The organism is Arthrobacter sp. Soil782, from assembly GCF_001428435.1.
In the GTDB taxonomy this organism is placed as follows: domain Bacteria; phylum Actinomycetota; class Actinomycetes; order Actinomycetales; family Micrococcaceae; genus Arthrobacter_D; species Arthrobacter_D parietis.
In genome coordinates, this window is the sequence record NZ_LMSO01000001.1 from 858,147 (window position 1) to 882,281 (window position 24,135).

At 64.5% G+C, this 24,135-nt stretch carries 20 protein-coding genes and 1 riboswitch; of the genes, 12 read left to right on the plus strand and 8 right to left on the minus strand.

What is annotated here, in order from left to right:
* Window positions 1-8: 8 nt before the first annotated feature.
* The 3 genes from ASH00_RS04095 to ASH00_RS04105 form a co-directional block, all read right to left on the minus strand.
* Window positions 9-716 carry an ABC transporter ATP-binding protein gene (locus ASH00_RS04095; protein ID WP_056545280.1) on the minus strand — a complete coding sequence of 236 codons (708 nt, stop codon included), beginning with the start codon at window positions 714-716 and terminating at the stop codon, window positions 9-11.
* 49 nt (window positions 717-765) lie between these two features.
* Window positions 766-1,848, minus strand: coding sequence for an ABC transporter permease (locus tag ASH00_RS04100; protein WP_056545282.1), 1,083 nt, complete (start codon window positions 1,846-1,848; stop codon window positions 766-768).
* A gap of 171 nt (window positions 1,849-2,019) precedes the next feature.
* On the minus strand, window positions 2,020-3,015 hold the full coding sequence (locus ASH00_RS04105; RefSeq protein WP_056545284.1) for an acyl-CoA thioesterase: 996 nt from the start codon (window positions 3,013-3,015) through the stop codon (window positions 2,020-2,022).
* Between the two features lie 194 nt (window positions 3,016-3,209).
* On the opposite strand from ASH00_RS04105, the gene ASH00_RS04110 reads away from it, so the two are divergent.
* The 3 genes from ASH00_RS04110 to ASH00_RS04120 are packed head-to-tail and all read left to right on the plus strand — an operon-like array spanning window position 3,210 to window position 6,131.
* Window positions 3,210-4,337 carry a LolA family protein gene (locus tag ASH00_RS04110; RefSeq protein ID WP_056545286.1) on the plus strand — a complete coding sequence of 376 codons (1,128 nt, stop codon included), beginning with the start codon at window positions 3,210-3,212 and terminating at the stop codon, window positions 4,335-4,337.
* Window positions 4,334-5,290: an ABC transporter ATP-binding protein gene (locus ASH00_RS04115; RefSeq protein WP_056545288.1), complete on the plus strand. Its 957-nt coding sequence runs from the start codon at window positions 4,334-4,336 to the stop codon at window positions 5,288-5,290. The genes ASH00_RS04110 and ASH00_RS04115 overlap by 4 nt, the downstream gene beginning before the upstream one ends.
* Window positions 5,280-6,131: an ABC transporter permease gene (locus tag ASH00_RS04120; protein WP_056545290.1), complete on the plus strand. Its 852-nt coding sequence runs from the start codon at window positions 5,280-5,282 to the stop codon at window positions 6,129-6,131. Before ASH00_RS04115 ends, ASH00_RS04120 begins: the two co-directional genes overlap by 11 nt.
* A 16-nt stretch (window positions 6,132-6,147) precedes the next feature.
* Here the strand turns inward: ASH00_RS04120 and ASH00_RS04125 are convergent, their stop codons facing one another.
* Both ASH00_RS04125 and ASH00_RS04130 read right to left on the minus strand, forming a co-directional pair.
* Window positions 6,148-7,143 (minus strand): adenosine deaminase, encoded by a 996-nt coding sequence (locus ASH00_RS04125; RefSeq protein WP_056545292.1) that lies wholly within the window; start codon window positions 7,141-7,143, stop codon window positions 6,148-6,150.
* A gap of 71 nt (window positions 7,144-7,214) precedes the next feature.
* Window positions 7,215-7,802: a pullulanase X25 domain-containing protein gene (locus tag ASH00_RS04130; RefSeq protein ID WP_056545294.1), complete on the minus strand. Its 588-nt coding sequence runs from the start codon at window positions 7,800-7,802 to the stop codon at window positions 7,215-7,217.
* 342 nt (window positions 7,803-8,144) lie between these two features.
* Between ASH00_RS04130 and ASH00_RS04135 the strand changes: the two genes are divergently transcribed.
* From ASH00_RS04135 to ASH00_RS04150, 4 genes are all read left to right on the plus strand, one after another.
* Window positions 8,145-8,639: a nucleoside deaminase gene (locus ASH00_RS04135; RefSeq protein ID WP_056545295.1), complete on the plus strand. Its 495-nt coding sequence runs from the start codon at window positions 8,145-8,147 to the stop codon at window positions 8,637-8,639.
* Window positions 8,640-8,649: 10 nt separating this feature from the next.
* Window positions 8,650-10,158, plus strand: coding sequence for an NCS2 family permease (locus ASH00_RS04140; protein ID WP_056545296.1), 1,509 nt, complete (start codon window positions 8,650-8,652; stop codon window positions 10,156-10,158).
* 37 nt (window positions 10,159-10,195) lie between these two features.
* Complete coding sequence (locus ASH00_RS04145; protein ID WP_056545299.1) at window positions 10,196-10,483, plus strand: DUF1905 domain-containing protein; 288 nt, start codon at window positions 10,196-10,198, stop codon at window positions 10,481-10,483.
* A 196-nt stretch (window positions 10,484-10,679) separates the two neighbouring features.
* Window positions 10,680-11,435, plus strand: coding sequence for an EAL domain-containing protein (locus ASH00_RS04150; protein ID WP_235563149.1), 756 nt, complete (start codon window positions 10,680-10,682; stop codon window positions 11,433-11,435).
* On the opposite strand, the gene xdhC is transcribed toward ASH00_RS04150, so the two are convergent.
* The 3 genes from xdhC to ASH00_RS04165 are packed head-to-tail and all read right to left on the minus strand — an operon-like array spanning window position 11,383 to window position 16,104.
* Window positions 11,383-12,219, minus strand: a complete 837-nt coding sequence (gene xdhC, locus ASH00_RS04155; protein WP_056545303.1) for a xanthine dehydrogenase accessory protein XdhC — start codon at window positions 12,217-12,219, stop codon at window positions 11,383-11,385. The two genes, ASH00_RS04150 and xdhC, sit on opposite strands and share 53 nt — an antisense overlap.
* 1 nt (window position 12,220) lies before the next feature.
* A complete protein-coding gene (gene xdhB / locus ASH00_RS04160) occupies window positions 12,221-14,611 on the minus strand; it encodes a xanthine dehydrogenase molybdopterin binding subunit (protein ID WP_056545305.1) in 2,391 nt (796 codons plus the stop codon).
* Window positions 14,608-16,104, minus strand: coding sequence for a xanthine dehydrogenase small subunit (locus tag ASH00_RS04165; protein ID WP_056546632.1), 1,497 nt, complete (start codon window positions 16,102-16,104; stop codon window positions 14,608-14,610). Before ASH00_RS04165 ends, xdhB begins: the two co-directional genes overlap by 4 nt.
* A gap of 409 nt (window positions 16,105-16,513) precedes the next feature.
* Window positions 16,514-16,611: riboswitch (glycine riboswitch) on the plus strand.
* Window positions 16,612-16,755: 144 nt separating this feature from the next.
* Between ASH00_RS04165 and gcvP the strand changes: the two genes are divergently transcribed.
* From gcvP to ASH00_RS04190, 5 genes are all read left to right on the plus strand, one after another.
* Window positions 16,756-19,641, plus strand: a complete 2,886-nt coding sequence (gene gcvP / locus ASH00_RS04170; protein ID WP_442854337.1) for an aminomethyl-transferring glycine dehydrogenase — start codon at window positions 16,756-16,758, stop codon at window positions 19,639-19,641.
* 10 nt (window positions 19,642-19,651) lie between these two features.
* The gene (gene gcvT, locus ASH00_RS04175) at window positions 19,652-20,785 is read left to right on the plus strand and encodes a glycine cleavage system aminomethyltransferase GcvT (protein ID WP_056545306.1); all 1,134 of its coding nucleotides are present in this window, start codon (window positions 19,652-19,654) and stop codon (window positions 20,783-20,785) included.
* A 127-nt stretch (window positions 20,786-20,912) separates the two neighbouring features.
* Complete coding sequence (gcvH, locus tag ASH00_RS04180) at window positions 20,913-21,296, plus strand: glycine cleavage system protein GcvH (RefSeq protein WP_056545307.1); 384 nt, start codon at window positions 20,913-20,915, stop codon at window positions 21,294-21,296.
* Window positions 21,293-22,624 (plus strand): serine hydroxymethyltransferase, encoded by a 1,332-nt coding sequence (gene glyA / locus ASH00_RS04185; RefSeq protein WP_056545308.1) that lies wholly within the window; start codon window positions 21,293-21,295, stop codon window positions 22,622-22,624. The genes gcvH and glyA overlap by 4 nt, the downstream gene beginning before the upstream one ends.
* A 96-nt stretch (window positions 22,625-22,720) precedes the next feature.
* Window positions 22,721-24,118, plus strand: coding sequence for an L-serine ammonia-lyase (locus ASH00_RS04190; protein WP_056545310.1), 1,398 nt, complete (start codon window positions 22,721-22,723; stop codon window positions 24,116-24,118).
* The last annotated feature ends 17 nt before the right edge of the window (window positions 24,119-24,135 follow it).

The window sequence follows — 24,135 nt, forward strand, 5'->3', positions numbered from 1 at the left end:
GATGAGCCTCAGGCGGCGATGAGCCGGGAATCGGTGAGGCGTCCGTCACGCATGCTGGCAACGGCGTCGGTGAGGGGCACGAACTCGGTGTCGTGTGTGACCATGACCGTGGCCACATTGAATTCACGCGTGATGCGGCACAGCAGCCGCACGATGGACTCCGAGCGCTCATTGTCCAGCGCCGCGGTAGGTTCATCGACGAGCAGCACTGTCGGCTGGCCCATCAGGGCGCGGGCTATGTTGACCCGCTGGCGTTGCCCTCCGGAGAGCTGGTGGGGGCGCCGTCCGCCGGAATCGGAGAGGCCAACGACGCCGAGCATCTCCATGGCGCGGGAGGTAGCGCGTTTGCCGGCGTTTCCACGGAGGTGCTCTCCGATCACCAACTGTTCGACGGCGGTCAGCGAGGGAAGCAGGTTCGGTTGCTGAAAGATGATGCCGATGTTTTCGCGGCGCAGCGTGGTTCGATCCTTGTCATTCAGGGCCGTAACGTCAGTCCCGTCGATGGTGATCAACCCGCTGGTCGGCCGGATCAGGGTTGCTGCCACCGCCAGGAGGCTGGACTTTCCTGAGCCGGATGGACCGACCAGCGATGTGACGGTGCCTGCCTCGGCGGTCAGGTTCACGCTGTCGAGCGCTTTGAGCGTTCCGTTCTCGCCGTCTGGGTATTCAAGGGTGACGCCCTGCATGGTGAGGGCTGGGCTGGGAGTGGTGTTCATAGCATGTCCTTCACTGAACTGATGAGTGGTATGAGCCGGTGCCGGCTGGTTAGTTCCCGCCGAGCGCAATCAGCGGGTCGACCTTGGTCACCCGGTGCACGGCCAGCGCGGATCCGGCCAGTCCGAGCACGATGACGCCGGTGACGGGCACCACCGTGGTGGCTGCGGTGGTGAGGAAAGGCGCGGCCTGCGCGGCAAATAGTCCACCGATGACGCCGAGCCCACCGCCGAGCGCTGCACCCGCAAGCAGCACGAGGGCGGCTTGTGTCATGGCGTCCTTCAGCACATAGCTGTTGGAGCCACCGAGCGCCTTGAGCACGGCGATGTCCCTGGTCCGCTGGACCGTCCAGACCGTGAGGAAAGCAACGATCACGAGCGCGGAGATCCCATACAGGAAGCCCTGCATCATCGTCAGCGAGCCATTCTCCGAGGAGAACGCACCCAAAGCGGAGAAGCTGCCCGTCTTCGTCATACTGACCGTGTCTGCGGCGGCGTCAATGTCAGCGAGCGGAGTCGCTTGGGAAGCGTCGTCGTCGTAATTTGCTGTGATCACAGTGCCGACGACGTCCGGATCCGACAAATGGGCAAGGTCCTGCCAGTCCGCAAGAGTGGTCCAGACCACGGGAGTGTGGCTGTACCACTGGTCTTCCATTACCTCGGTGACGGTCAGCTCAGTGCCGCTGATGGCTGCCGTGTCGCCGACGGCAATATCGAGATCTTCAGCAACTTGTGCACTGACGACGGCCTCGCCACGCTCCAAGTCCGCGGGAGCGAGCTCTCCGTCGGGATCGGCAGCGAAAACTGCCACGTTGGCGGTCCCGCCGGACTCCAGCCGGGTCTGCGTTATGCCAAGCGGTTCTGCATGGCCCACTCCATCAGCCTGCGCCCATGCGTTCACTTGCTCGGAGGTGACCTGTGATTCGGTGTAGGAAGCCTTGGGTTCGTTACCGGACGGAGCGCCGAATGCGATGGTCGTAGCGTTCAGCTGCTCAATGCCCGACGTCGACTGGTTGGCCAGCCCTGCCGTGAGACCGGAGAGCATCACCAGCAACAGGCTGATCAGCGCCACCACCGATCCCATCAGGGCGAACCTGCCCTTGGCAAAGCGGATATCCCGCAGAGCTAGATACATCCCGTATCACTTCTTCCGATCTGGTTTCGAGTTGCAGTTTCGGCATTTGTTGCCTCTTCAACTCTCGGCCAGTTCGGGTGTGCTTACATCGGGAGGCCGGTTGATTCGCGGCTTGTCCGTCGGTTGATGTGCCGATCAACCGAATGGTTGATGCCTGCCCGATCGGCAGCGCTATCCGGACAGGTGGCTCGGAAGGCTGCTCCCCGGCGCGCGGCCCCGGATTTCGAGCAGTTCACGGGCGTGCGCAGCGAGTCGCTTGTCCTCGTCCGAGACCGGAATCCATTGCGGAACGGGGACGGCGGTGCCCGACTCATCCCGAGCCACCATTACCGTGAGGCAGTAGGTGGTCAGCTGCATGTCCCGTCCCGTGGGCTTGCCGGAGCGGACGTGCACCGCAATGTGCATGCCCTTGTTTCCCGTGTACACGAGGCGTGCTTCCACCTCGACCAGGTCTCCAATCAACAGCGGCCGGTAGAATCGCACGCCACCAGAGAAGACCGCCACCGTGTCCTGGCCGCAGTAGCGCGTGGCGCAGACGTAGGCCGCTTCGTCGATCCAGTCCATGACGGTTCCGCCATGAACCTTGCCGCCCCAGTTCACGTCCGTCGGCGCCGCAAGGAAGCGCAGCGTGACGCGCTCGGCGGTTCCGGCGCCGGTATATTGCTGCCCGCTCATGGCGGCGACGATCGAATCCCGTACTTCTATCCGGGCAACTGCCTGGTCACGAAGCTCTGTTTCCGCCGGCGTTACGGGCACGAACTGTGGCACTGGTACAGGCTTGCCGTCCGGCCCCACGGCAACAAAAATCACGAGGCACTGGCTGCGCATCGTTGCCGCGCCGCCCTTGACCTCGCCCGAGGAGACGACGGTCCGGATGTGGAGCGAGGACCTCCCGGTGTAGACGATTGTTGCTTCGACCTCGACCATGTCACCGATGTTCACCGGGTCCGCGAAGTGGATGTTCCCCACGTACGCCGTCACGCAGTAGCTCTTGGCCCAGCCGACGGCCGCGGCATAGGCCGCTTTGTCCACCCACTCCAGCACCGTGCCGGCGTCCACGGAGCCGCTGTGCCCGAGGTCCGTCGGTGCGGCCAGGAACCGCAGCGTCACTGAATGCGGATTGGAGCGGACGGTCGCATCGACGCGTCCTTGCGTCTCGTTGTCCATGGTTGTTCACGCTAGCTGAACCCGGAACATTTGCGCATTTATGGCGACTTCACGACGCCCCCGACCCACCGGACCTGCGCAAAACTTCCGGGTTGGAGAAGGGCGGAAACTCCAACGCAATTCTCAGGTTACGGGTGTAGCGTGGCGCGCAGGACCCCATCCCAGAACCACCACCAGAACGAGGAAGTTCCGCGATGACTCGTACAGGGCGAAAATCATGGCGTCAGTGGACTCCGGCAGTCGTTGCCGCCGGGGCGGTGGGCGCCGCAGCGCTCGTGGCCCCCTTCAGCGCCAACGCGGCGGTTGATCTTCCCGACAAGACCGCCGCTGAAGTCCTCGCGCTGGTCCAGGAGAAAGACGCTGACGCCTTCTACGGCACCGTGGAACAAAGCTCAAACCTCGGCCTTCCGGACCTCTCCGCCCTCGGTGGGGCCGCCGGCGGGATGAGCCCTGGCGGCAGTGGTACAACAGGCGGCACAACTAACGACGACGGCGGCGAACCCTCCCCGGCCAGCGCCGCCCTGGAACTCATCACCGGATCCCACACCGCCCAGGTCTTCGTCAACGGCCCCCATCAAGCCCGCCTCCAGGTGCTCGATCCGCTTGAGGAACGCAACGTAATCCGCAACGGCGATGACCTCTGGTACTACAATTCGGACGAGAATGAGGCTTTCCACGCGACACTTGAGGACCACGAAAAGCCCGACGGCGCCACCTCCGCCCCGAATGACGTCGCCGCCCACTTCCTCGAGAAGATCGATCCGTCCACGGAGGTCACCGTCGGCTCGGACCGCATGGTCGCCGGGCGCGCAGTCTACGACCTCGTGCTGACTCCGCGCTCCACTGAAACCCTCGTGAGTTCTGTCAGGATCGCAGTCGACGGCGAAACCGGCCTTCCTCTCGGCGTCACCGTCGCTGCCGCCGGCTCCACCGACCCGGCGTTCAGCTCCACGTTCACCGAGATCAACTACGAGGAACCGTCAGCAGAACTGTTCGCCTTCACCCCGCCGGAAGGCGCGGCGGTCACCGAGGTGGATCCAGGCGATCACAAAGCCGAGCACCAGCGCGAGCACCAGCGCGAGCACACTGACAAGGAAGCTGCAGAAAAGCCGACAGTGGTAGGCGAAGGATGGGACGCCGTCGTCGTTGTTCCTGCCGGTCAGCAGGAGATTCCAGCGGAACTGATGCAACTCAGCACAGCAGTCGACGGCGGTCAGCTCCTGTCCACCGCGCTGGTGAACGTCCTCATCACTGACGACGGCCGCATCCTCGCCGGCTCCGTCACCGTTGAACGCCTGCAGGCAGTAGCTTCCGGACAGTGAGCGGGGCCGCCGACCTCGTCATCGAGACAGCAGGCCTGACCAAGCGGTTGGGCGGCCGGGACGTGGTCAACGGCATCGATCTCGCGGTGCCGCGCGGATCAGTGTTCGGTTTCCTCGGCCCCAACGGTTCCGGCAAGACCACCACCATCCGCATCCTGCTCGGCCTCGCGTCAGCAACGTCCGGGGAGGTCCGGGTACTCGGGCAATCCATCCCGCGAGCGCTGCAGGAGATACTCCCCCGGGTCGGCGCGCTCGTGGAGGGCCCGGGTTTCTACCCCTTCCTCTCCGGTACCGCGAACCTCCTCCGCCTCGACGCCGCTGACCGCTACGTCTCCCCCTCCACACGCCCGCAACGTGTTGAGACCGCACTCGAACGGGTGGGGCTTTCGCAGGCCGCCGGCAAAAAGGTGGGCCGCTACTCGCTCGGGATGAAGCAGCGTCTCGGCATCGCCAACGCGCTCCTCACGCACCGCGACCTGATCGTCCTGGACGAGCCGACCAACGGTCTTGACCCGCAGGGCACCCGCGAAGTCCGGCACCTCGTGCGCTCCCTCACCGAGGAAGGTACTACCGTTTTCGTGTCCAGCCACCTGCTGACGGAGGTCGAGCAGATCTGCTCCCACGCCGCGGTGCTCAGCGCCGGCTCGCTCGTGGCGCAGGGCAGCCTCGATGAACTGCGCCGCTCCGGCGAGCCGCGCATCCGTGTGAACACGCCCGATGTGACCCAGACTTCCGCTGTGCTCCGCCGGTTGGGAACAACACCCGACGACGACGGCGCCACTCCGAACGCGCATAGCGTCACCGCGCTGCTTCCCGCAGGGCTGGCACCGGACCGGGTGGTGCGCGAGCTGGTCGAGGCGGACGTACGGGTGAACGGGTTCAGCGTGGACCAGGCCGGGCTCGAGGATCTGTTCGTAGCGCTCACCGGGGAGGGATTCGACGTTGTCCAGTAGTACTGCTGTTTCAGCGCCTCGCAAGAGTGCCGGAGGCCGCTTCCTGGCGTCTGAGCTGTCTGTCCTTTTCCGTCGCCGCCGCACCTGGGCGCTGCTGGCCGCGCTCGCGGCCATACCGGTGCTGATCGCCGTAGCCGTGAGGTTGTCCTCCGGTCCGTCACCCGGGCGCGGGCCCGCATTCCTCGACCAGGTGAGCCAGAACGGGCTCTTCGTTGCCGTCGTCGCGACCATCGTTGCGATCCCGCTGTTCCTGCCGCTGACCGTCGGGGTGGTTGCCGGTGACACCGTCGCGGGTGAAGCAAGCACCGGCACGCTACGGTACCTGCTCATGTCTCCCGTCGCACGGGGGCGGTTGCTGGCAGTGAAATATGTGGGCGCCGTCGTCTTCTGCCTGGCTGCGACCTTTACCGTGGCGATCGTGGGCACCCTTATGGGAGCGCTGCTGTTTCCGACCGGGCCGGTGACCCTGCTCTCCGGCACCAGCATCGGCGTGCCGGAAGCGCTGCTGCGCATTGCCCTGGTGTGCCTTTACGTGACGCTGTCGCTGCTGGGGCTGTGCGCCGTCGGGCTCTTCATGTCCACGCTCACCGACGTTCCGGTGGGCGCGATGGCCGCGACCGTCGTGGCGTCCGTCGTCAGCCAGGTGGTGGGGCAGCTTCCGCAGCTCGAGTGGATTCACCCGTGGCTGCTGACGCAGTACTGGCTGGGCTTCGCGGACCTGCTGCGGGATCCGATTGTGTGGGACTCGTTCGCCGCGAACGCCCTGCTTCAGGCCGGTTATGTGGTGGTGTTCGGCGCCCTGGCTTACGGCCGGTTCAGCACCAAGGACGTTCTGGCCTGAGCGTCATGCAAACAGGCTAAGGCCGCTCAGCCCGCCACGCCTCTATCTCGGCAAGAAGCTCCCGGCGGCGCGCGTCTGTGATGAAAGCGGACCGCACGGAATTCGCGGCAAGCTGCGCGAGCTGGTCGTCGTCGAAACTGAAGACTGACTGCAGCTGGATGAAGTTGTCGTCCACATATCCGCCGAAGTACGCCGGATCATCCGAGTTCACCGAGACGTTCAGCCCCCGCTCAAGCATGCGGGGTAGCGGGTGATCGGCGAGGGTGTCGACAGCCCGCAGACGCATGTTCGATAGCGGGCAGACGGTCAGCGGTGTCTGCTCGGCGGCAAGCCTCTGCACCAGTTCCTGGTCCTCCATGCACCGGATGCCGTGATCGATCCGCGCCACCTTCAACAGATCGAGCGCCTCCCGGATGTACTCCGGCGGTCCTTCCTCTCCCGCGTGCGCGATGCACTTCAGCCCCGCCTCATGCGCCCGCTCATAGAGGGCAACGAAGTCGCGCGGAGGATGCCCCACCTCCGCGGAATCCAGCCCGATCCCGATGATCGGAGCCTCCATCGCCAGCAACTGTTCGAGCACGGCGAGCGCTTCCTCGGCGGGCTCATCACGAAGGAACGCAGCGATGAGTTCAGTACTGATGCCGAACTCTTCCTCGCTGCCCGCAAGCGCCGACGCGACACCGTTGACGCAGGTGGCCAGCGAAATGCCGCGGGACAGGTGCGCCTGCGGATCCATCATGATTTCCGCGTGGCGGACGCCCGCTGCCTGAGCGCGGGCGAGGTACGCCCGCGTCATGTCCGCGAAGTCCTGCTCCGCCTGCAGGACAGCCATGTTGTCGTAGTACAGGTTGAGGAAGGACTGCAGATCCGCAAACTGGTACTGCCGGCGCAACTCCTCAACGTCCGCATAGGGCAGCTCAATACCGTTGCGCCCGGCAAGTGCGAAGATCAACTCCGGCTCGAGCGTTCCTTCGATGTGCAGATGCAATTCGGCCGTGGGCAGCACAGACATAACGCTCTTCCTGGTCCGATACGCGGGCGTGGCTGTCCTGAGGACCCGAGCATAGCGCCCGAGCGGCGGGGCTAGACCAGCGCGCCGTCCAGGACGGTCACTTCCACGTCCTTCGAGCGGTGGTCGTAGCGGAAGGTGACCACACCGCCGTCGTGCTGCAGTATGTGGTTTGCACCGTTACTGACGCCGAACGCGCCGTAGTTCTCTTCCCAGGAGCGGTCGATGGCGACCTTGTACTCGTAAGTACCGGCGGGCAGTTGTGCGGTGAGTTCCCAGCTCTGGGATACGGGGCTGTACGCCATCTGCACCTGGTCGGCTGCGGGTGCCCAGTCCTCGGCTCCCAGTCGGTGGCCGAAGTTACCGGCGAGCGCCACGGCGCCCGGAGCGGCTGCATAGCGGGAGCCCTCTTCGGTGATGGTCCATCCGGTGCGGCCCTTCAGGATCAGGCCTTCCTTGACCAGGGTGGCTGTCGCTGCGGACAGGCGCTTCACGCCACGTGCAATGCCCCCGCTGAGGACTTCGCTTTCCCACGCGCTGAGCGGCACCCGGGCAACCGCGCCTGCCAGCACATCGGCACCCTTCACCGGGGAGCCGGGCTCTTCCGCCAGGATCTGGACGATGGCCTTCAGGCGGGCTGCTGTGTTGTCTTGGGCACTCATGTGTGGACCTCTCAATTTGCTGTACTTCCGAGAAAATTTTGACAGTCGATTGCTCCCGAACCGGGGAGCCCGGGCGCCCGGCGGCATGTCGTGTCGGAATGTGACCCAGCAGGGTGCCAACGATTCCGCAGGATGAAAAGAAAGTTTCACCAAGACCATGGTCCAAGTCACATTTGACTGCTAACGTCGTACAACGAAGCCAACGGCGGGCTCCAATCGGAGCTATCTACCAGGTGGACCTGCAAATCCCCATACCCCGCAGCAGTCTGGTCGCAGAACACCGCTGAATCGTTGGCGCCCGTGTACTCGAGTGATTGCTGCCCCACGTTCGGGAGAATCACCGTGACTACCACCACCAAAGAAGAGCAGTTCCTCTCCAGGGCAATTTCCCTGGCCACTGATAACGTCCACAACTCCGGCGGCCCGTTCGGTGCGCTCATCGTGACGCTCGACGGTCGAGCATTCGAAGGAGCAAACCGGGTTACCGCCACCAACGATCCAACGGCGCACGCGGAAGTGATGGCTATCCGCAACGCCTGCACAGCGCTAGAAACCTTCGACCTATCCGGCAGCACCCTCTACACAAGCTGCGAGCCGTGCCCGCTCTGCCTTTCAGCCGCGCTGTGGGCCCGGGTGGACGCCGTCGTCTTCGCAGCAGACCGGAACGACGCCGCTCAGGCCGGGTTTGACGACGCCGTCTTCTACGACTTCTTCGCCACCCCTGTGGAGGACCGGATCATGCCGGTGCGCCACTACGAACTCACGCCCTCGGCGGAAGTAACTGCCCTGGCCCCCTTCGAAGCGTGGAGCAACCTCGCTGCCCGCGTGGATTACTAAGGAGCACGCCATGGCAATCCTCACCGAGACCGGCGGCCACCCTGAGCCCCGAGGTTCCCGTTCAGTACGCCGGCCCGTACAACCCGGCACTATCAGTCCGCTCGACAAGTTCTTCAAGATCACCGAACGCGGTTCGACAAACAGCCGCGAGGTCCGCGGCGGCTTCGTCACTTTCTTCACCATGGCGTACATCGTCATCCTGAACCCGCTCATTCTCGGCGGCTTCAGCCCCGACGCCGCTGCACTCGATGTGGAAGGCGGTTGGCTCCAGGCCACACAGATCGCCGCCGTAACCGGGTTGACCGCGGGCGTCATGACCATCCTCTTCGGCGTGGTCGCGAATCTACCCTTCGGTATCGCCGCCGGGCTGGGAATCAACTCCTTCCTCGCCGTCTCGGTGGTCGGTGATGTCACCTGGCCCGAAGCCATGGGTCTCGTAGTCATCAACGGCCTGCTGATCGTGCTGCTCGCCGTGACCGGAGCCCGAACTGCGATCTTCAACGCCGTACCGCGGCAGCTCAAGGCCGCCATCACCGTGGGAATCGGCTTGTTCATCGCCTTCATCGGGTTTGTGGACTCCGGCTTCGTCACCCGCACGGCCGGCGGGCCGCCGGTACAAATGGGCGACGGCGGCTCCATCACCACCGTGCCGACCCTCGTCTTCATCATCGGCCTGGTCACCATGGGCATCCTGATCGCCCGCAAGGTCCAGGGCGGGCTGCTCATCGGCATCATCGTCACCACGGTCATCGCGATCATCGTCGAGATGTCCCTGCGTTTGGGCGCTGGTGGACCGGACAACCCTGCAGGGTGGCACCTCAATGCGCCAGTCATCCCCTCGAACATCGTCTCGCTGCCGGACTTCAGCCTGGTGGGCGCGTTCGACCTCTTTGGAGCATTCGACCGCATCGGTATCCTGGCGGCGACCATGCTGGTGTTCACGCTCGTCTTCACAAACTTCTTCGACGCGATGGGCACCATGACCGGGCTTGCCAAACAGGCTGGCCTGACTGACAAGCGCGGCAACTTCCCGCGCCTGAAGTCCGCGCTGGTGATCGAGGGCGTGGGTGCGGTTGCCGGCGGCGCGACGTCGGCCTCGTCCAATACCGTGTTCATCGACTCCGCTTCCGGCATCGGTGAAGGTGCACGGACCGGCCTTGCCTCAGTGGTGACGGGAGCGCTCTTCCTGGCCGCCATGTTCTTCACTCCTCTGACGGCAGTGGTGCCGCTGGAGGTAGCGGCGGCAGCTCTCGTCGTCGTCGGTGCCATGATGGTGGCGCAGATCCGCGAGATCGACTTCCGGAACTTCTCCATCGCGCTGCCCGCGTTCCTCACCATCGTGACCATGCCGCTGACCTACTCGATCGCCAACGGCATCGGCGCCGGCTTCATCAGCTGGGTCATCATCCGGGCGTCCTCCGGGAAGGCCCGCAAAATCCACCCGCTGCTCTGGGTGGTCGCTGCCGGGTTCCTCGTCTACTTTGCCCGCGGCCCGATCACGATCTGGATGGGCACATAGACCTTCCCCTCGTGTGAATCGGGTCTAGGCTGACCCCGTGGAGCTGACCTTCGAGGGCGAAATCTGGTACTGGAGAGGTCCGGCACCGTATCACTTTGTGACGGTGCCGGACCTCCAGTGCGTCGAGATCCGGGCGGTGTCGAAGATCGTCAGCTACGGCTGGGGGATGATCCCGGCGTCGGTGACGATCGGTAAGACGACCTGGACCACGTCCCTGTTTCCCAAGAACGGCGGCTACATTGTGCCGATCAAGGACTTCGTGCGACGGGACGAGCAAATCGACGACGGCGACACGGTGACGGTCGCGCTGGCGGTCAATGCCTGACGAACTGAGCCCCTGGAGATGCCGTCGAACGTTCAACACCGCCGGTTAGCCGGAGCAGCCACGACTCATCCGGTTGTGCGTCCGTTAAACTCCATAACCTGTCAGTGTCTTATTGTGGACGGGACCAGTGAGGGGGCCATTCCGCATGGCATGTAACGGCTGCGCGACATCTTCAAGACTCGACTTTGACTTCAGCATGGCCTTCCAACCTATCTATGACGCGGTTGAAGATCGCGTGTGGGGATATGAGGCGCTCGTCAGGGGCGTATCGGGCGAAGGTGCCTTCGAGGTCCTGTCCAGGGTTTCTGCAGAACAGAAGTACCGCTTCGACCAGGATTGCCGGGTCAAAGCAATCGAACTGGCGTCGCGGCTCTTTCCTGCAGGCGAAGACCTGAAACTCTCGATCAACTTCATGCCGAATGCAGTCTACGAACCCGCCGCATGCCTCCGGGCGACCCTCCGGGCAGCAGAGCGATACAGCTTCCCGACGTCGTCGATCATGTTCGAATTCACGGAAAACGAGGAGGTGACGGACACCGCTCACCTCACCAACATCGTCACTGAATACCGCAAGCACGGCTTCACCACGGCGATCGACGATTTCGGTGCCGGCCACGCCGGGCTGGGGCTACTGGTGGAGTTCCAACCCGACCTCATCAAGATCGATATGAAACTCGTCCGGGGCATCGACAACAGTCCGTCCCGCCAAGCCGTAGTGACCGGCATCCTGGCTATGGCTCGGGAGCTCGGCATTACGGTTCTCGCAGAAGGCGTCGAGACGGAGGATGAGTTCAGGCACCTGGCCGCCGGCGGCATCCGCTTGTTCCAGGGCTACTGGTTTGCGAAGCCCGTGTTCGAGCAGCTTCCGCGGGTGCAGTTTGTCCCCGTCTGGACATCCTCTACCGGGAGTCCGGAGTCCGTGAGCCCGGCGGCCGGGAGTCCGGGGAAGTAAGCCGCTTCAGCAGGTCCGCCGCCGCGCTCACGGCGATGACCGCCGGTGCTTTCCCAGTGACATCCGGCAGCCCGATCGGGCACTGAATCCGCCCGATCTCCTGCTCGCCATACCCCTCCGCCGCCAGCTTCTGCCGGAACCGCGACCACTTCGCCTTCGAACCGATCAGCCCGACACTCCCCAGGTCACCGCGCCGCAGCGCGGCATCGCACAGCAGGAAGTCCTCGGAGTGATCGTGGCTCATGATGAACGCGTGCGCACCGGCAGGAAGCTCCCCCAGGAACGAGTCCGGCACCGGCGTATGCACCGGGTGCACGGTCGCCACACCCGAGGTCACATCCGCCAGCCGCTCCGGCAGCAACTGCTCGGCGCGGCTGTCCACCAGGTACAGGTTCATCGGCAGCCGCGAGAGCACCCTCCCGAGCTCATACCCCACATGCCCGACGCCGAACACCGCCACCGTGGGCAACGACAGGAACGGCTCCAACAGCACCCGAACCTTCCCGCCGCAGCACTGCCTCCCGTGCTGCGTCACCGCGTGCTCGCTGAGCGAAAACTCGACGTTCTCGGCAGTTGAAACGCCGCCCGCCATCATCTCCCGCGCCCGATCGATCACGGTCGCCTCAAGGTTCCCACCGCCGATGGTCCCCCAACTCGACGACGACCCCACTAGCATCTTCGCCCCGGCTTCCCGGGGTGAATGCCCACGCACCTCGGACACGGTCGCCAGCACACCTGGCTGTCCCGTTGACCTCAGGCGTTGCAAAGCCTCCAGCCAGTCCATGTCACTGCGCTGAACTCGTGGACGTGACAAGGTCACCGGAACCCGAGGAGGAAGAGGACGACGACGGCGCGGACACCCGCTCGATCGCCCAGAACACCGCTTCCGGAGTTGCTGGGCTGGCGAGGTCCACCTCGACATCCCCCGGCCCGAAAGCGGCGACCGCCTCCCGAAGAGCCTCCCGCACGCTGAATGCCAACATCAGCGGTGGTTCACCGACGGCCTTCGAGCCATAGACCACGCCACTCTCGGTCGCCCGCTCAAACAGGTGCACGTTGAACTCCTCCGGCATCTCGGAGAAGCTCGGCAGCTTGTAGGTGCTCGCGGACTGCGTGGTGATCCGGCCGCGGTTCGCGCCGTCGGAGGCATCCCAGCGCAGATCTTCGAGTGTCAGCCAGCCCGCGCCCTGCACAAAACCGCCCTCAATCTGCCCAACGTCGATCAGAGGCGAAAGGCTGTCACCGACGTCGTGCACTATGTCTGTGCGTAACTGCCGGTAGGAACCCGTGAAGCGGTCCACTTCCACCTCCGCAACGGCCGCGCCGTAACTGAAGTACTTGAACGGTTCGCCCTGCATGCGGGCGCTGTCCCAGTGCAGTCCTTCCGTCCGGTAATACCCAGCCGCCCACAGGGAAACGCGCTGGAAGTACGCGTCGCGAGCCAGCTCCGCAAAGGTCATCGCCGAATCATGGAAGCCAATGCCGGTGACCTTACCGTCGTCGAACCTGACGTCGTCAGGGTGGATGTTCAGCTTCCGCGCGGCCACTTCCGCCAGCCGTTCGCTGATCTGCTCGCACGCATTCTTGATCGCACCGCCGTTGAGGTCCGCTCCGGAGCTGGCCGCCGTCGCCGACGTGTTGGGCACCTTGTCCGTCCGCGTCGGCGCGAGCCGGACGGAGGACAGCGGCACCCCCAGCGCCGTCGCCGCAACCTGCCGCATCTTGGTATGCAGGCCCTGGCCCATCTCCGTGCCGCCGTGGTTGATGAGCACCGACCCGTCCTTATACACGTGCACCAGCGCGCCGGCCTGGTTGAACGCGGTCAGGTTGAAGGAGATGCCGAACTTCACCGGCGTCATGCCGAGCGCCCGCTTGGTGTTCGGGTGCGACGCGTTGAACTTCGCGATCTCCTCGCGGCGCCGCGCAACATCCGCCCGGTCCGAGAGTGACTGCCAGATCGCTTGGAGCCGTTCGGCGTGCCGCACCGGCTGCCCGTACGGCGTGCTCTGCCCCGGCTCGTAAAAATTACGACGACGAAGCTCACTCGGATCCAGCCCCAGCAACGGCGCGCACCGGCCAAGCAGGTCCTCGATCACGAGCATCCCCTGCGGGCCGCCGAAGCCGCGGAACGCCGTCTGTGACGTCTTGTTGGTCTTCGCGATCCGTCCGTTCACCTCGATATTCGGGATGAAGTACGCGTTATCGATGTGGCACAGCGCGCGCTGCAGCACGGGTTCTGAGAGATCAAGGCTCCACCCGCCGTCGCTCGTGAGGGTGGCTTTCAGCGCCTGGAGGCGGCCGTCGTCGTCGAACCCTACCTCCCACGTGGCGTGGAACGGGTGCCGCTTCCCGGACATGGTGATGTCCTGGGTGCGGTTGAGCCGAAGCCGGACAGGCCGTCCGGTGAGCGTGGCGCCGAGTGCCGCAATGGCCGCCCACCCGTGCGGCTGCATCTCCTTTCCGCCGAATCCGCCGCCCATCCGGAGGCACTGCACTGTGACGTCGTGACTGGATAGGTTCAGCACGTGCGCCACGATTTCCTGCGTCTCGGAGGGGTGCTGGGTGCTGCACTGGATGAACACCTGCCCGGACTCGTCGATGTAGGCGAACGATGCGTGCGTTTCCAGGTAGAAGTGCTCCTGCCCGCTGAACTGGAACTCGCCGCTGAAGCGGTGCGCTGCGTTCTCGAGCGCCTTGTCCGGCTCACCCCGGGCAATTGTGGGCTGGTTCCCCTGGAAACTCTCGGCCTCGATGGCCTCCTCAACGGTGATCAGCGACGGCAACGGCTCGTAGTCGACCTCCACCGCCTCCGCTCCGAGGCGCGCGGCCTCAAGCGACTCCCCCAGTACCCAGCACACGGCGTGGCCGTAGAACATCACTTCGCTGGGAAAGAGCGGCTCATCGTGCTTGATCCCGGCGTCGTTCACGCCTGGAACGTCCGACGCCGTCAGTACCCTGACCACGCCCGGAACCTCCAGCGCGGGTTCGGTGCGCAGACCGGCTATGCGGGCGTGAGCATGCGTCGACTGGACCGGCCACGCATGCAGGACATTGGAATTGCGGACAATCAGGTCATCCGTATACAGAGCCGTACCGGTGACGTGGGCTGCGGCGCTTTCGTGGGATACGGAAACACCGACCACCGGATTTACTGGGCGATCCGACAGTGACTTCATTTGGCCGCCTCCAGGGAAGGAGCGTTCTCGGCATGGAACCTGAACAGCGCCTGTCTCAGCATTGCCGAGCGGTACAGCGAGCTGGCCCGCATGTCATCGATCGGCGTTCCTTCACCCGCCATGACGACTGCGGCGGCGGCCACCGTGTCCGACGTCCAGGGTTGACCGACGAGCGCCTCTTCCGTCGCGAGAGCGCGGATTGGAGTCGCTGCCACACCGCCAAGCCCAATGCGTGCGGAACGTACGACGCCGTCTCGAAGTTGCAGTGCGATGGCCACGGACACACTTGAAATGTCATCGAACCGCCGCTTGGCGATCTTGTAAAACGCGGTGCTTTCGGCGAGCGGCAACGGGATGCGGATGGCGCGGAGCATTTCGTGCGGCTGACGAACGCTCCGGCGGTAGCCGGTGTAGTACTCGGACAACGGAACTTCGCGCTCTCCGTCTGTGGAGGAGAGGATAATTTTTGCGTCGAGCGCCAGGAACACCGGCGCGGAGTCGCCGATGGGCGAACCCGTGGAGAGGTTCCCACCGAAGGTCGCGGCGTTACGGATCAGCCGGGAGGCGAACTGCGGGAAAAGGTAACCCAACAGCGGGATGCGGCCGTCGAGCGCCCGCTCGACTTCAGAGAGTGTCAGCGCGGCACCAATTTCGATGGAATCGGCGTCAAACGTCAGCGTCCGGAGCTCTTCGAGCCTGTCGATGGCGAGGACCAACGGCGGACGTGAGTGCCGCAGGTTGACCTCGACGCCGAGGTCCGTGGCGCCGGCAACCAGCTTCACGTCCGGATTGTCGCGCAGTGTCTGGCGGACCTCGTCAAGCGACTGCGGACGAATGAAGTCCGACTCACCGCTGACCCGTGTGTGTTTTGCAGCAGGAGCCGGTCGGTTTTGCCGCTCCAGCAGCGGATCCGAATCTTCGGGCGCCTCCAGCGCATACGCTGCGTCGCGGATGGGACGGTAGCCCGTGCAGCGGCACAAATTGCCGCTCAGTGAATGCAGATCAAACCCATTGGGGCCGCATTCGTGGTCGGTGGCGTGCTCTTCACCAACGACGGCGGTTCCGGTTTCCTTCGCGCTCTCGGCAGCGCTGCGCTCTGGCCGGTAGTATTCGGCAGCCATCGAGCAGACAAATCCGGGGGTGCAGTAGCCGCACTGCGAGCCGCCGCGGTCCGCCATTTCGCGCTGTACCGGGTGGAGGTCCTCCGGTGTGCATGCATCGGAGACGTTTCCAAGCCCCTCGGCGGTAAGGATCTCCTGGCCGTCGAAGGCCAGTGCCGGCGGGAGACACGCGTTGACCGAGGTCCATCGGCTGCGGTCGGTCCCGTCGGGGCGGGCTACGAGGACGGCGCAGGCACCGCATTCCCCTTCAGCGCACCCTTCCTTTGACCCTGTCAGGCCTTCATCCCGCAACCAGTCGAGTAATCGAGTGTGGGGGTTTGCCTTGCTGCAGTCCCGGACTTTGCCATTGACGGTTACCTTGATTCCGTCCATCATTCACGCTCCCGTACGAACCGGACCGACGCGCCAACCGAACATTGTGAACCAGGGTCGAAGACCTGTCAAACTGTTCGTTACGTAGTTTCGGTGTGACCTAGCGTACACCTTGGGTGCGGAACTTTGTTTCCACCATGCGATAGAAAGGAACAAAGTTTTGAGCACTACAAGTCCTGCTGCCGAGGAAGAGCGGCGACTTCGGTTGTTGAAGTTCAGGGAGGCAGTGGATGCGGCATCGAGCGCTAGTGCCGCTGGCCACCGAGACGAGACAGCCTCTGGGAGCGTACAGAACTGGCTGACGCAGATAAGTCACTGAATTAGACGGACCCAGTCGTACAGGAGTTGCGTGAAGACTCAACCAACCGGTAGTCTGTGAAGCGCGTCACCTGTCAGTGACGCACGCTTTCGATTCGTGGCGGGAGAGTCCTGCCGGTACATTCAGCGGGCGCCGTAGGAGCAAATCCTCCCCAGGAATCTCTCAGGCCCATGTACCGCCGCGGCGAGGCAACTCTGGAAAGCAGTCCGGGAAACCGGGCTCACCGACGGTGCAAGTGGATCCTGAGAACATCAGGCAAAGCGGAAACTCTCAGGTCCAATACAGAGCGGGGAGGAACCCGAATCATCGTGGTGTTTTGCGCCACCTGAGTTATGGAGTTCCTCATGACGTATCCGTCGTCCCAATCCACGTTCGCAGACCGCCACATCGGTGCGCGCCGCCAGGACCACATCGACACGATGCTCAAGGCTGTCGGTTATGACACCGTCGACAGCCTTGTTGACAGTGCCGTTCCCGATTCCATTCGTCAGGAAAGCCCGCTCGGGCTGGACAGCGCGCTCAGCGAAGTCCAGGTGCTCGCCGAACTGCGCAGGCTCGCCGGCCGGAACAAGACTGCCGTACAGATGATCGGCCAGGGCTACTACGACACCGTCACGCCGGCAGTGATCCGCCGCAATATCCTCGAGGCCCCCGCCTGGTACACGGCGTACACGCCTTACCAGCCCGAGATCTCGCAGGGCCGGCTTGAGGCGCTGCTTAACTTTCAGACCATGGTGCAGGATCTCACCGCCCTGCCGGTGGCCAACGCTTCCCTTCTTGATGAAGCCACAGCGGTGGCCGAGGCCGTGCTGCTCATGCGCCGTGCCAATAAGGCCAAAGGCCAGAACGCAACCGCCAAGGACGGCAAGACTGTCCTCGACGCGGACTGCCTCCCGCAGACCATCGCCATCGTCCTCGGCCGCGCAGAGGCGCTCGGTTTCGAGGTGGAGGTCGCTGACCTCTCCCAGGGGCTTCCGGAAGGTGACATCAACGGCGTCGTCCTCCAGCAGCCGGGCGTCTCCGGCCGTGTCTGGGACCAGACAGCCGTCATCGCCGAAGCGAAAGAGCGGGGTGCGCTCGTCACCGTCGCCGCTGACCTCCTCGCGCTGACGCTCATTACCCCTCCGGGCGAGCAGGGAGCGGACATCGCCGTCGGCTCCTCCCAGCGCTTCGGAGTTCCGCTGTTCTTCGGCGGACCGCACGCCGCGTACATGGCTGTGCGCGACGGCATGGAACGGACCCTTCCCGGCCGCATCGTCGGCGTCTCCAAGGACAACGCCGGTGCTACCGCCTACCGCCTGGCCCTCCAGACCCGCGAACAGCACATCCGCCGTGAAAAGGCCACGTCGAACATCTGCACCGCGCAGGCACTGCTGGCCATCGTGTCTTCCTTCTACGCCGTCTACCACGGCCCGGACGGACTGAGAGCCATTGCGCAAAACGTCCACAGCAGCGCCCGTGCGCTCGCCACCACGCTGAAGGCCGCCGGCTGGGAACTGGTGAGCGACTCCTTCTTCGACACCCTCACCGTCCGCGTCCCGCGCAACGCCGCCAAGGTGGTTTCCGCTGCCGAGTCCCGTGGCATCAACCTGCGCCTCGTCAACGCCGACACCGTCGGCATCTCAGTCGATGAAACGACGACGCCTGAGATCCTCTCCGCTGTGTCCGCCGCCTTTGGCGCCGGTCAGGTCAGGCAAGCTGCGGGCTTCGAGCTGCCCGCCGCCGCGGTGCGCACCTCGGAATACCTTCAGCACCCGGTCTTCAACACCCACCGCTCCGAGACCCAGCTGCTGCGTTACATCCGCCGGCTCTCGGACCGGGACCTCGCGCTGGACCGCACCATGATCCCGCTGGGCTCCTGCACCATGAAGCTGAACGCCACCGCCGAGATGGAGGCCATTTCGTGGCCGGAGTTCGCCTCGATCCACCCCTTCGCCCCGGATTCCCAGACTGAAGGCTGGCGCGAGCTGATCGACGGGCTCGAAGCCGACCTCGCTGAGATCACCGGGTACGACCAGGTCTCCATTCAGCCCAACGCCGGATCCCAAGGTGAGCTCGCCGGGCTGCTTGCGATCCGCGGCTACCACGCCTCCCGCGGCGAGGGCCAGCGCAACGTCTGCCTGATTCCTGCCTCCGCCCACGGCACCAACGCTGCCTCCGCTGTCCTCGCGGGCATGAAGGTTGTTGTTGTGGCCACAGCATCCGACGGCACCATCGATCACGGAGACCTGCGGGCGAAGATCGAAGCACACAGGGATGCGCTGTCGGCGATTATGATCACCTACCCGTCCACCCATGGAGTGTTCGACGCCGACGTCCGCGAAGTCTGCGATGCGGTGCACGAGGCCGGTGGACAGGTCTACGTCGACGGCGCAAACCTGAACGCGCTCGTGGGCCTCGCCCAGCCGGGCAAGTTCGGCGGCGACGTCTCCCACCTTAACCTGCACAAGACTTTCTGCATCCCGCACGGCGGCGGCGGTCCCGGCGTCGGCCCGGTGGCTGCGAAGGCTCACCTGGCGCCGTTCATGCCGGGCGATGCCAACAGAGCTGGCGAGGCCGGCTCTGCTGGACCACGTGGCGTCGCGATTTCCGCTTCCCGTTTCGGTTCCGCAGGCGTCCTGCCCATCTCCTGGGCGTACGTGAAGCTGATGGGCGGCCAGGGCCTCACCGAAGCCACCAAGTCCGCCCTTCTGGCAGCGAATTACATTGCCGCCCGGTTGAACGAGCACTTCCCGGTCCTCTACACCGGCGAGAGCGGCCTTGTGGCGCACGAATGCATCCTGGACCTGCGCGAGCTCACCGCCCGCACAGGAGTTACCGCCGAGGACGTTGCCAAGCGCCTCATCGACTTCGGGTTCCACGCCCCCACGCTGTCTTTCCCCGTGGCGGGCACGCTGATGGTCGAACCGACCGAGTCCGAGGACCTGGCGGAAATCGATCGCTTCATCGAAGCGATGGTCACGATCCGGCAGGAAATGGAGCAGGTCGCCTCCGGGGATTTCACTATCGAGGAATCGCCGCTGCGCAACGCACCGCACACGGCTGCCGCCGTCGTCACCTCCGAGTGGGAGCGCCGGTACCCGCGCGAACAGGGTGCCTTCCCCGTCCGGTCCCTCCGGCAGGACAAGTACTTCCCGCCGGTTGGCCGCATCGACGGCGCCGCTGGAGACCGTAATCTGGTCTGCTCCTGCCCTCCCCTCTCCGCTTTCGAAGACTAAGGATTCCGCGATGACTGAGAAGTACACAGCTCTCTACGACCAGCACAAGCTGGCCGGCGCCTCATTCACCAACTTCGGCGGCTGGCAAATGCCCCTGAAGTACAGCTCCGAACTCGCCGAGCACCACGCAGTGCGCAAAGCGGCCGGGCTATTTGACCTCTCCCACATGGGAGAAATCTGGGTCACCGGCCCGGACTCCGCGGCCTTCCTTGACTACGCACTGGCCGGGAAGCTCTCAGCAGTGGCAGTCGGAAAAGCCAAGTACTCGCTGATCTGCCAGGAAGACGGCGGCATCATCGACGACCTGATTTCCTACCGCCGCGGGGAGGAGAAGTACCTGGTGGTGCCGAACGCCGGCAACGCGCCCGTGGTCGCCTCGGAATTGCTTGAAAGGGCCGCCAACTTCGATGTGACCATCGACGACGTCTCTGCCCAGACGTCACTGATCGCCGTCCAGGGACCCAAAGCCGAGGAAATCCTGCTCACGCTGGTGCCCGCCGAACAGCATTCACTCGTCACCGACCTCAAGTACTACGCGGCGGTCGAGGTTGAGATTCAGGGGAACGGCTTAGCCGAGGAACTGCTCCTGGCCCGCACCGGGTACACCGGCGAGGACGGCTTCGAGATCTACATGCCGAACGAGGATGCTCCAGCCCTGTGGGAAGCACTGCTGGAGACCGGGACCGGGCAAGGCCTCATCCCCGCCGGCCTCGCGTCCCGCGACTCCCTGCGCCTTGAGGCGGGCATGCCGCTGTACGGCAATGAACTCTCCCGCGAGGGCAACCCCTACGCCGCAGGCCTTGGCCCGGTCGTCTCGCTGGCCAAGGAATCCGACTTCATCGGCAAGACCGCGCTGGCTGAACTCAAGGCAGCCGGCGCCGGCTCCACCACCGGACGCAAGCTCGTAGGCCTCAACGGCCTCGGACGCCGCGCAGGCCGCAGCCACTATTCCGTCCTGAAAGACGGCAACGTGGTGGGCGAAGTGACCTCCGGCCAGCCCTCCCCCACCCTGGGTTACCCGATCGCCCTGGCCTACGTCGACGTCGAGCACGCTGAACCGGGCACGGCGCTTGATATCGACCTCCGCGGCAAGCCCGAGCCGTTCGAAGTTGTTGCGCTGCCGTTCTACAAGCGTTCGAAGTAGTCCTGCGGCACCTCCGCCAGAGCCGGCATTTTCACGCGTGCTGCTTCGCTTAACGCACGCTTTCGAAAACGCCGGCCCTGCCGGAGTTCTCTTACCCATAGATTTCTCGTTGTAAAGGAAGAACAAGATGAGCAAGGTTATTGCCGACCTGAAATACTCAGCCGAGCACGAATGGATTGCCGGCGACGGCTCCGGACCCGTGTCGATCGGCATCACCGCCGTGGCCACTGACGCCCTCGGCGACATCGTGTACGTGGACCTTCCGGAGGTCGGGGACACGGTCACCGCCGGCGAGACGTGCGGCGAGGTGGAATCCACCAAGTCCGTGTCAGACCTGTACGCGCCGGTCAGCGGCGAGGTCACCGAAATCAATAGCGACGTCGTCGACAGTCCGGAACTGATCAACAGCGACCCCTACGGCAATGGCTGGCTGTTCAAGGTGGCCGTGACCGAAGAAGGTCCGCTGATGTCGGCTGAAGAGTACGCGGCAGCCAACGGCGGCGAGCTGTGAGCCCGGCAGGCACAAGCGAGGCCACAATCGCTTTCGAGCAGGTTGTGTCGCCGTCGCTGAACGCCCAGCTGTCCGATCTGGACCCGGAGATCGCAGCGAAGATCGACGCCGAACTGGACCGCCAGCGCACCGGCCTGGAAATGATCGCATCGGAGAACCACACCGCCGCTGCCGTGATGCAGGCACAGGGTTCCGTCCTGACCAACAAGTACGCCGAGGGCTATCCCGGCAAGCGTTACTACGGCGGCTGTGAGCATGTGGACGTCATCGAGCAGCTGGCGATCGACCGCCTGAAGGCCCTGTTCGGCGCTGAGTACGCCAACGTACAGCCGCACTCCGGTGCACAGGCGAACGCTTCGGTGATGCACGCGCTGATCAAGCCGGGTGACACCATCATGGGCCTGAACCTGGCCCACGGCGGCCACCTGACGCACGGCATGCGCATCAACTTCTCGGGCAAGCTGTACAACGTCATTCCGTATCAGGTCCGCGAGGATGACCACCGGATCGACATGGCCGAGGTGGAGCGCCTCGCACAGGAACACAAGCCGCAGCTCATCGTTGCCGGCTGGTCCGCGTACGCCCGCCAGTTGGACTTCGCCGAGTTCCGGCGAATTGCCGACTCCGTGGGCGCGTACCTCATGGTTGATATGGCGCACTTCGCCGGCCTCGTCGCCGCCGGGCTGCACCCCTCCCCCGTGCCGCACGCCCACGTCACCACCTCCACCACGCACAAGACCCTTGCCGGTCCGCGCGGCGGGATCATTCTGAGCAACGACGCCGACATCGCCAAGAAGATCAACTCCGCCGTTTTCCCGGGCCAGCAGGGCGGGCCCCTGGAGCATGTCATCGCGGGCAAGGCGGTTGCCTTCAAGATCGCCGCCTCGCCGGAATTCAAGGAGCGCCAGGAGCGTGTCCTCGCCGGCGCCCGGGTCCTGGCCGAACGCCTGGTCCAGCCCGATGTCACTGCCAAGGGGATCAGCGTCATCTCCGGCGGAACCGATGTGCACCTCGTCCTGGTCGACCTGCGCAACTGCGAACTGAACGGCCAGCAGGCCGAGGACCGCCTCGCGGAAATCGACATCACGGTCAACCGCAACGCCGTGCCGTTTGATCCACGTCCGCCGATGGTGACCTCGGGGCTGCGCATCGGCACGCCCGCACTGGCCACCCGCGGCTTCGGCGAGGAGGCCTTCGCGGAAGTTGCTGACATCATCGCCGAGGCCCTGATTGCCGACGCCGGTGCTGACCTCTCCGGCCTGCGCTCCCGGGTGGAAGCACTCGCCGCCGCGCACCCCCTCTACCCGGACGTTGCCGACCTCGCCTGACCTCTGAACTTTTGTCCAGGTGACGAGAGTTCGGAGACGTTTACGTCTCCATATCTGGACAAAACTTCTGACCTTCCAAGCAGTAAGGAATGACCAATGGCTGTTGGAGTCTTTGACCTCTTTTCCATCGGGATCGGGCCCTCGAGCTCGCACACCGTCGGCCCCATGCGGGCTGCCGCCGTTTTCGCGGAGGAGCTCAAGGCCTCCGGCAGGCTGGCGGAGGCGGTGTCACTGCGGGTGGACCTCTACGGGTCCCTCGCAGCAACGGGCCGCGGACATGGCACCATGACCGCCGTCCTCCTCGGGCTCGAAGGCTTTCACCCCGAGCTGATCCTGCCGGACGAGGTGGAAGAACGGCTGGCTGCCATCGCCGACACCGGAATGCTGCAGCTGGCCGGTGGCACTTCCCTGCCCTACGGCGTCGAAGACATGGTCCTGCGTCCGCTGACCGTGCTGCCCCGCCACACCAACGGCATGACCTTCCAGGTGAAGAACGACGCCGGCGAGATACTCCACGAGGCAACGTTCTTTTCGGTGGGCGGCGGCTTCATCGTGCGGGAAGGCGAGGAAGATGCCGCTGCGGAACAGCTCGAGGAGTCGAAGGAACAACTGCCCTACCCCTTCCGCACGGCGGCGGAACTGCTGGAGCACTGCCGCAACACCGGCCTGGGGATCAGCGACATCATGCTCCTCAACGAGAAGGTTGCGCACTCCGAGGACGAGATCCGCGAGGGCCTGCTGCATATCTGGCAGGTGATGGAGGAGTGCAAGAACTCCGCGATCAAGCGTGAAGGCTTGCTTCCAGGCGGGCTGAAGGTCCGCCGTCGTGCTCCGGATTGGCATGAGCGGCTGCTCAAGGAGGACAAGGACCGGGACCCGAAGTACTGGCAGGAGTGGGTCAACCTCGTTGCCCTCGCCGTCAACGAGGAGAACGCGTCAGGCGGCAGGGTCGTCACCGCACCCACCAACGGAGCCGCCGGCATCATTCCCGCCGTGCTCTACTACGCGCTCCACTTCGCGCCCGGCATGGAGAACGTGACGCAGGAGGACCGGGACGACGTCGTTATCAAGTTCCTGCTGACGGCCGCCGCGATCGGCGTGCTGTACAAGGAGCAGGCTTCCATCTCCGGCGCGGAGGTGGGCTGTCAGGGCGAGGTGGGTTCGGCGTCGTCCATGGCAGCGGCAGGCCTCGCCGAGGTGATGGGCGGCAGTCCGTCCCACGTGGAGAACGCGGCCGAGATCGCAATGGAACACAACCTCGGCCTGACGTGCGATCCCATCGGAGGACTGGTTCAGGTGCCGTGCATTGAGCGCAACGCGATTGCTGCCGCGAAGGCAATCAATGCTGCCAAGATGGCTCTTTGGGGAGATGGCTCGCACCGGGTATCTCTGGATGAAGTCATCGTGACCATGCGGGAGACCGGCAAGGACATGAGCTCCAAATACAAGGAAACGGCACTCGGCGGCCTTGCCGTCAACGTCGTCGAATGCTGAATTGGAAGTCGAAGGAA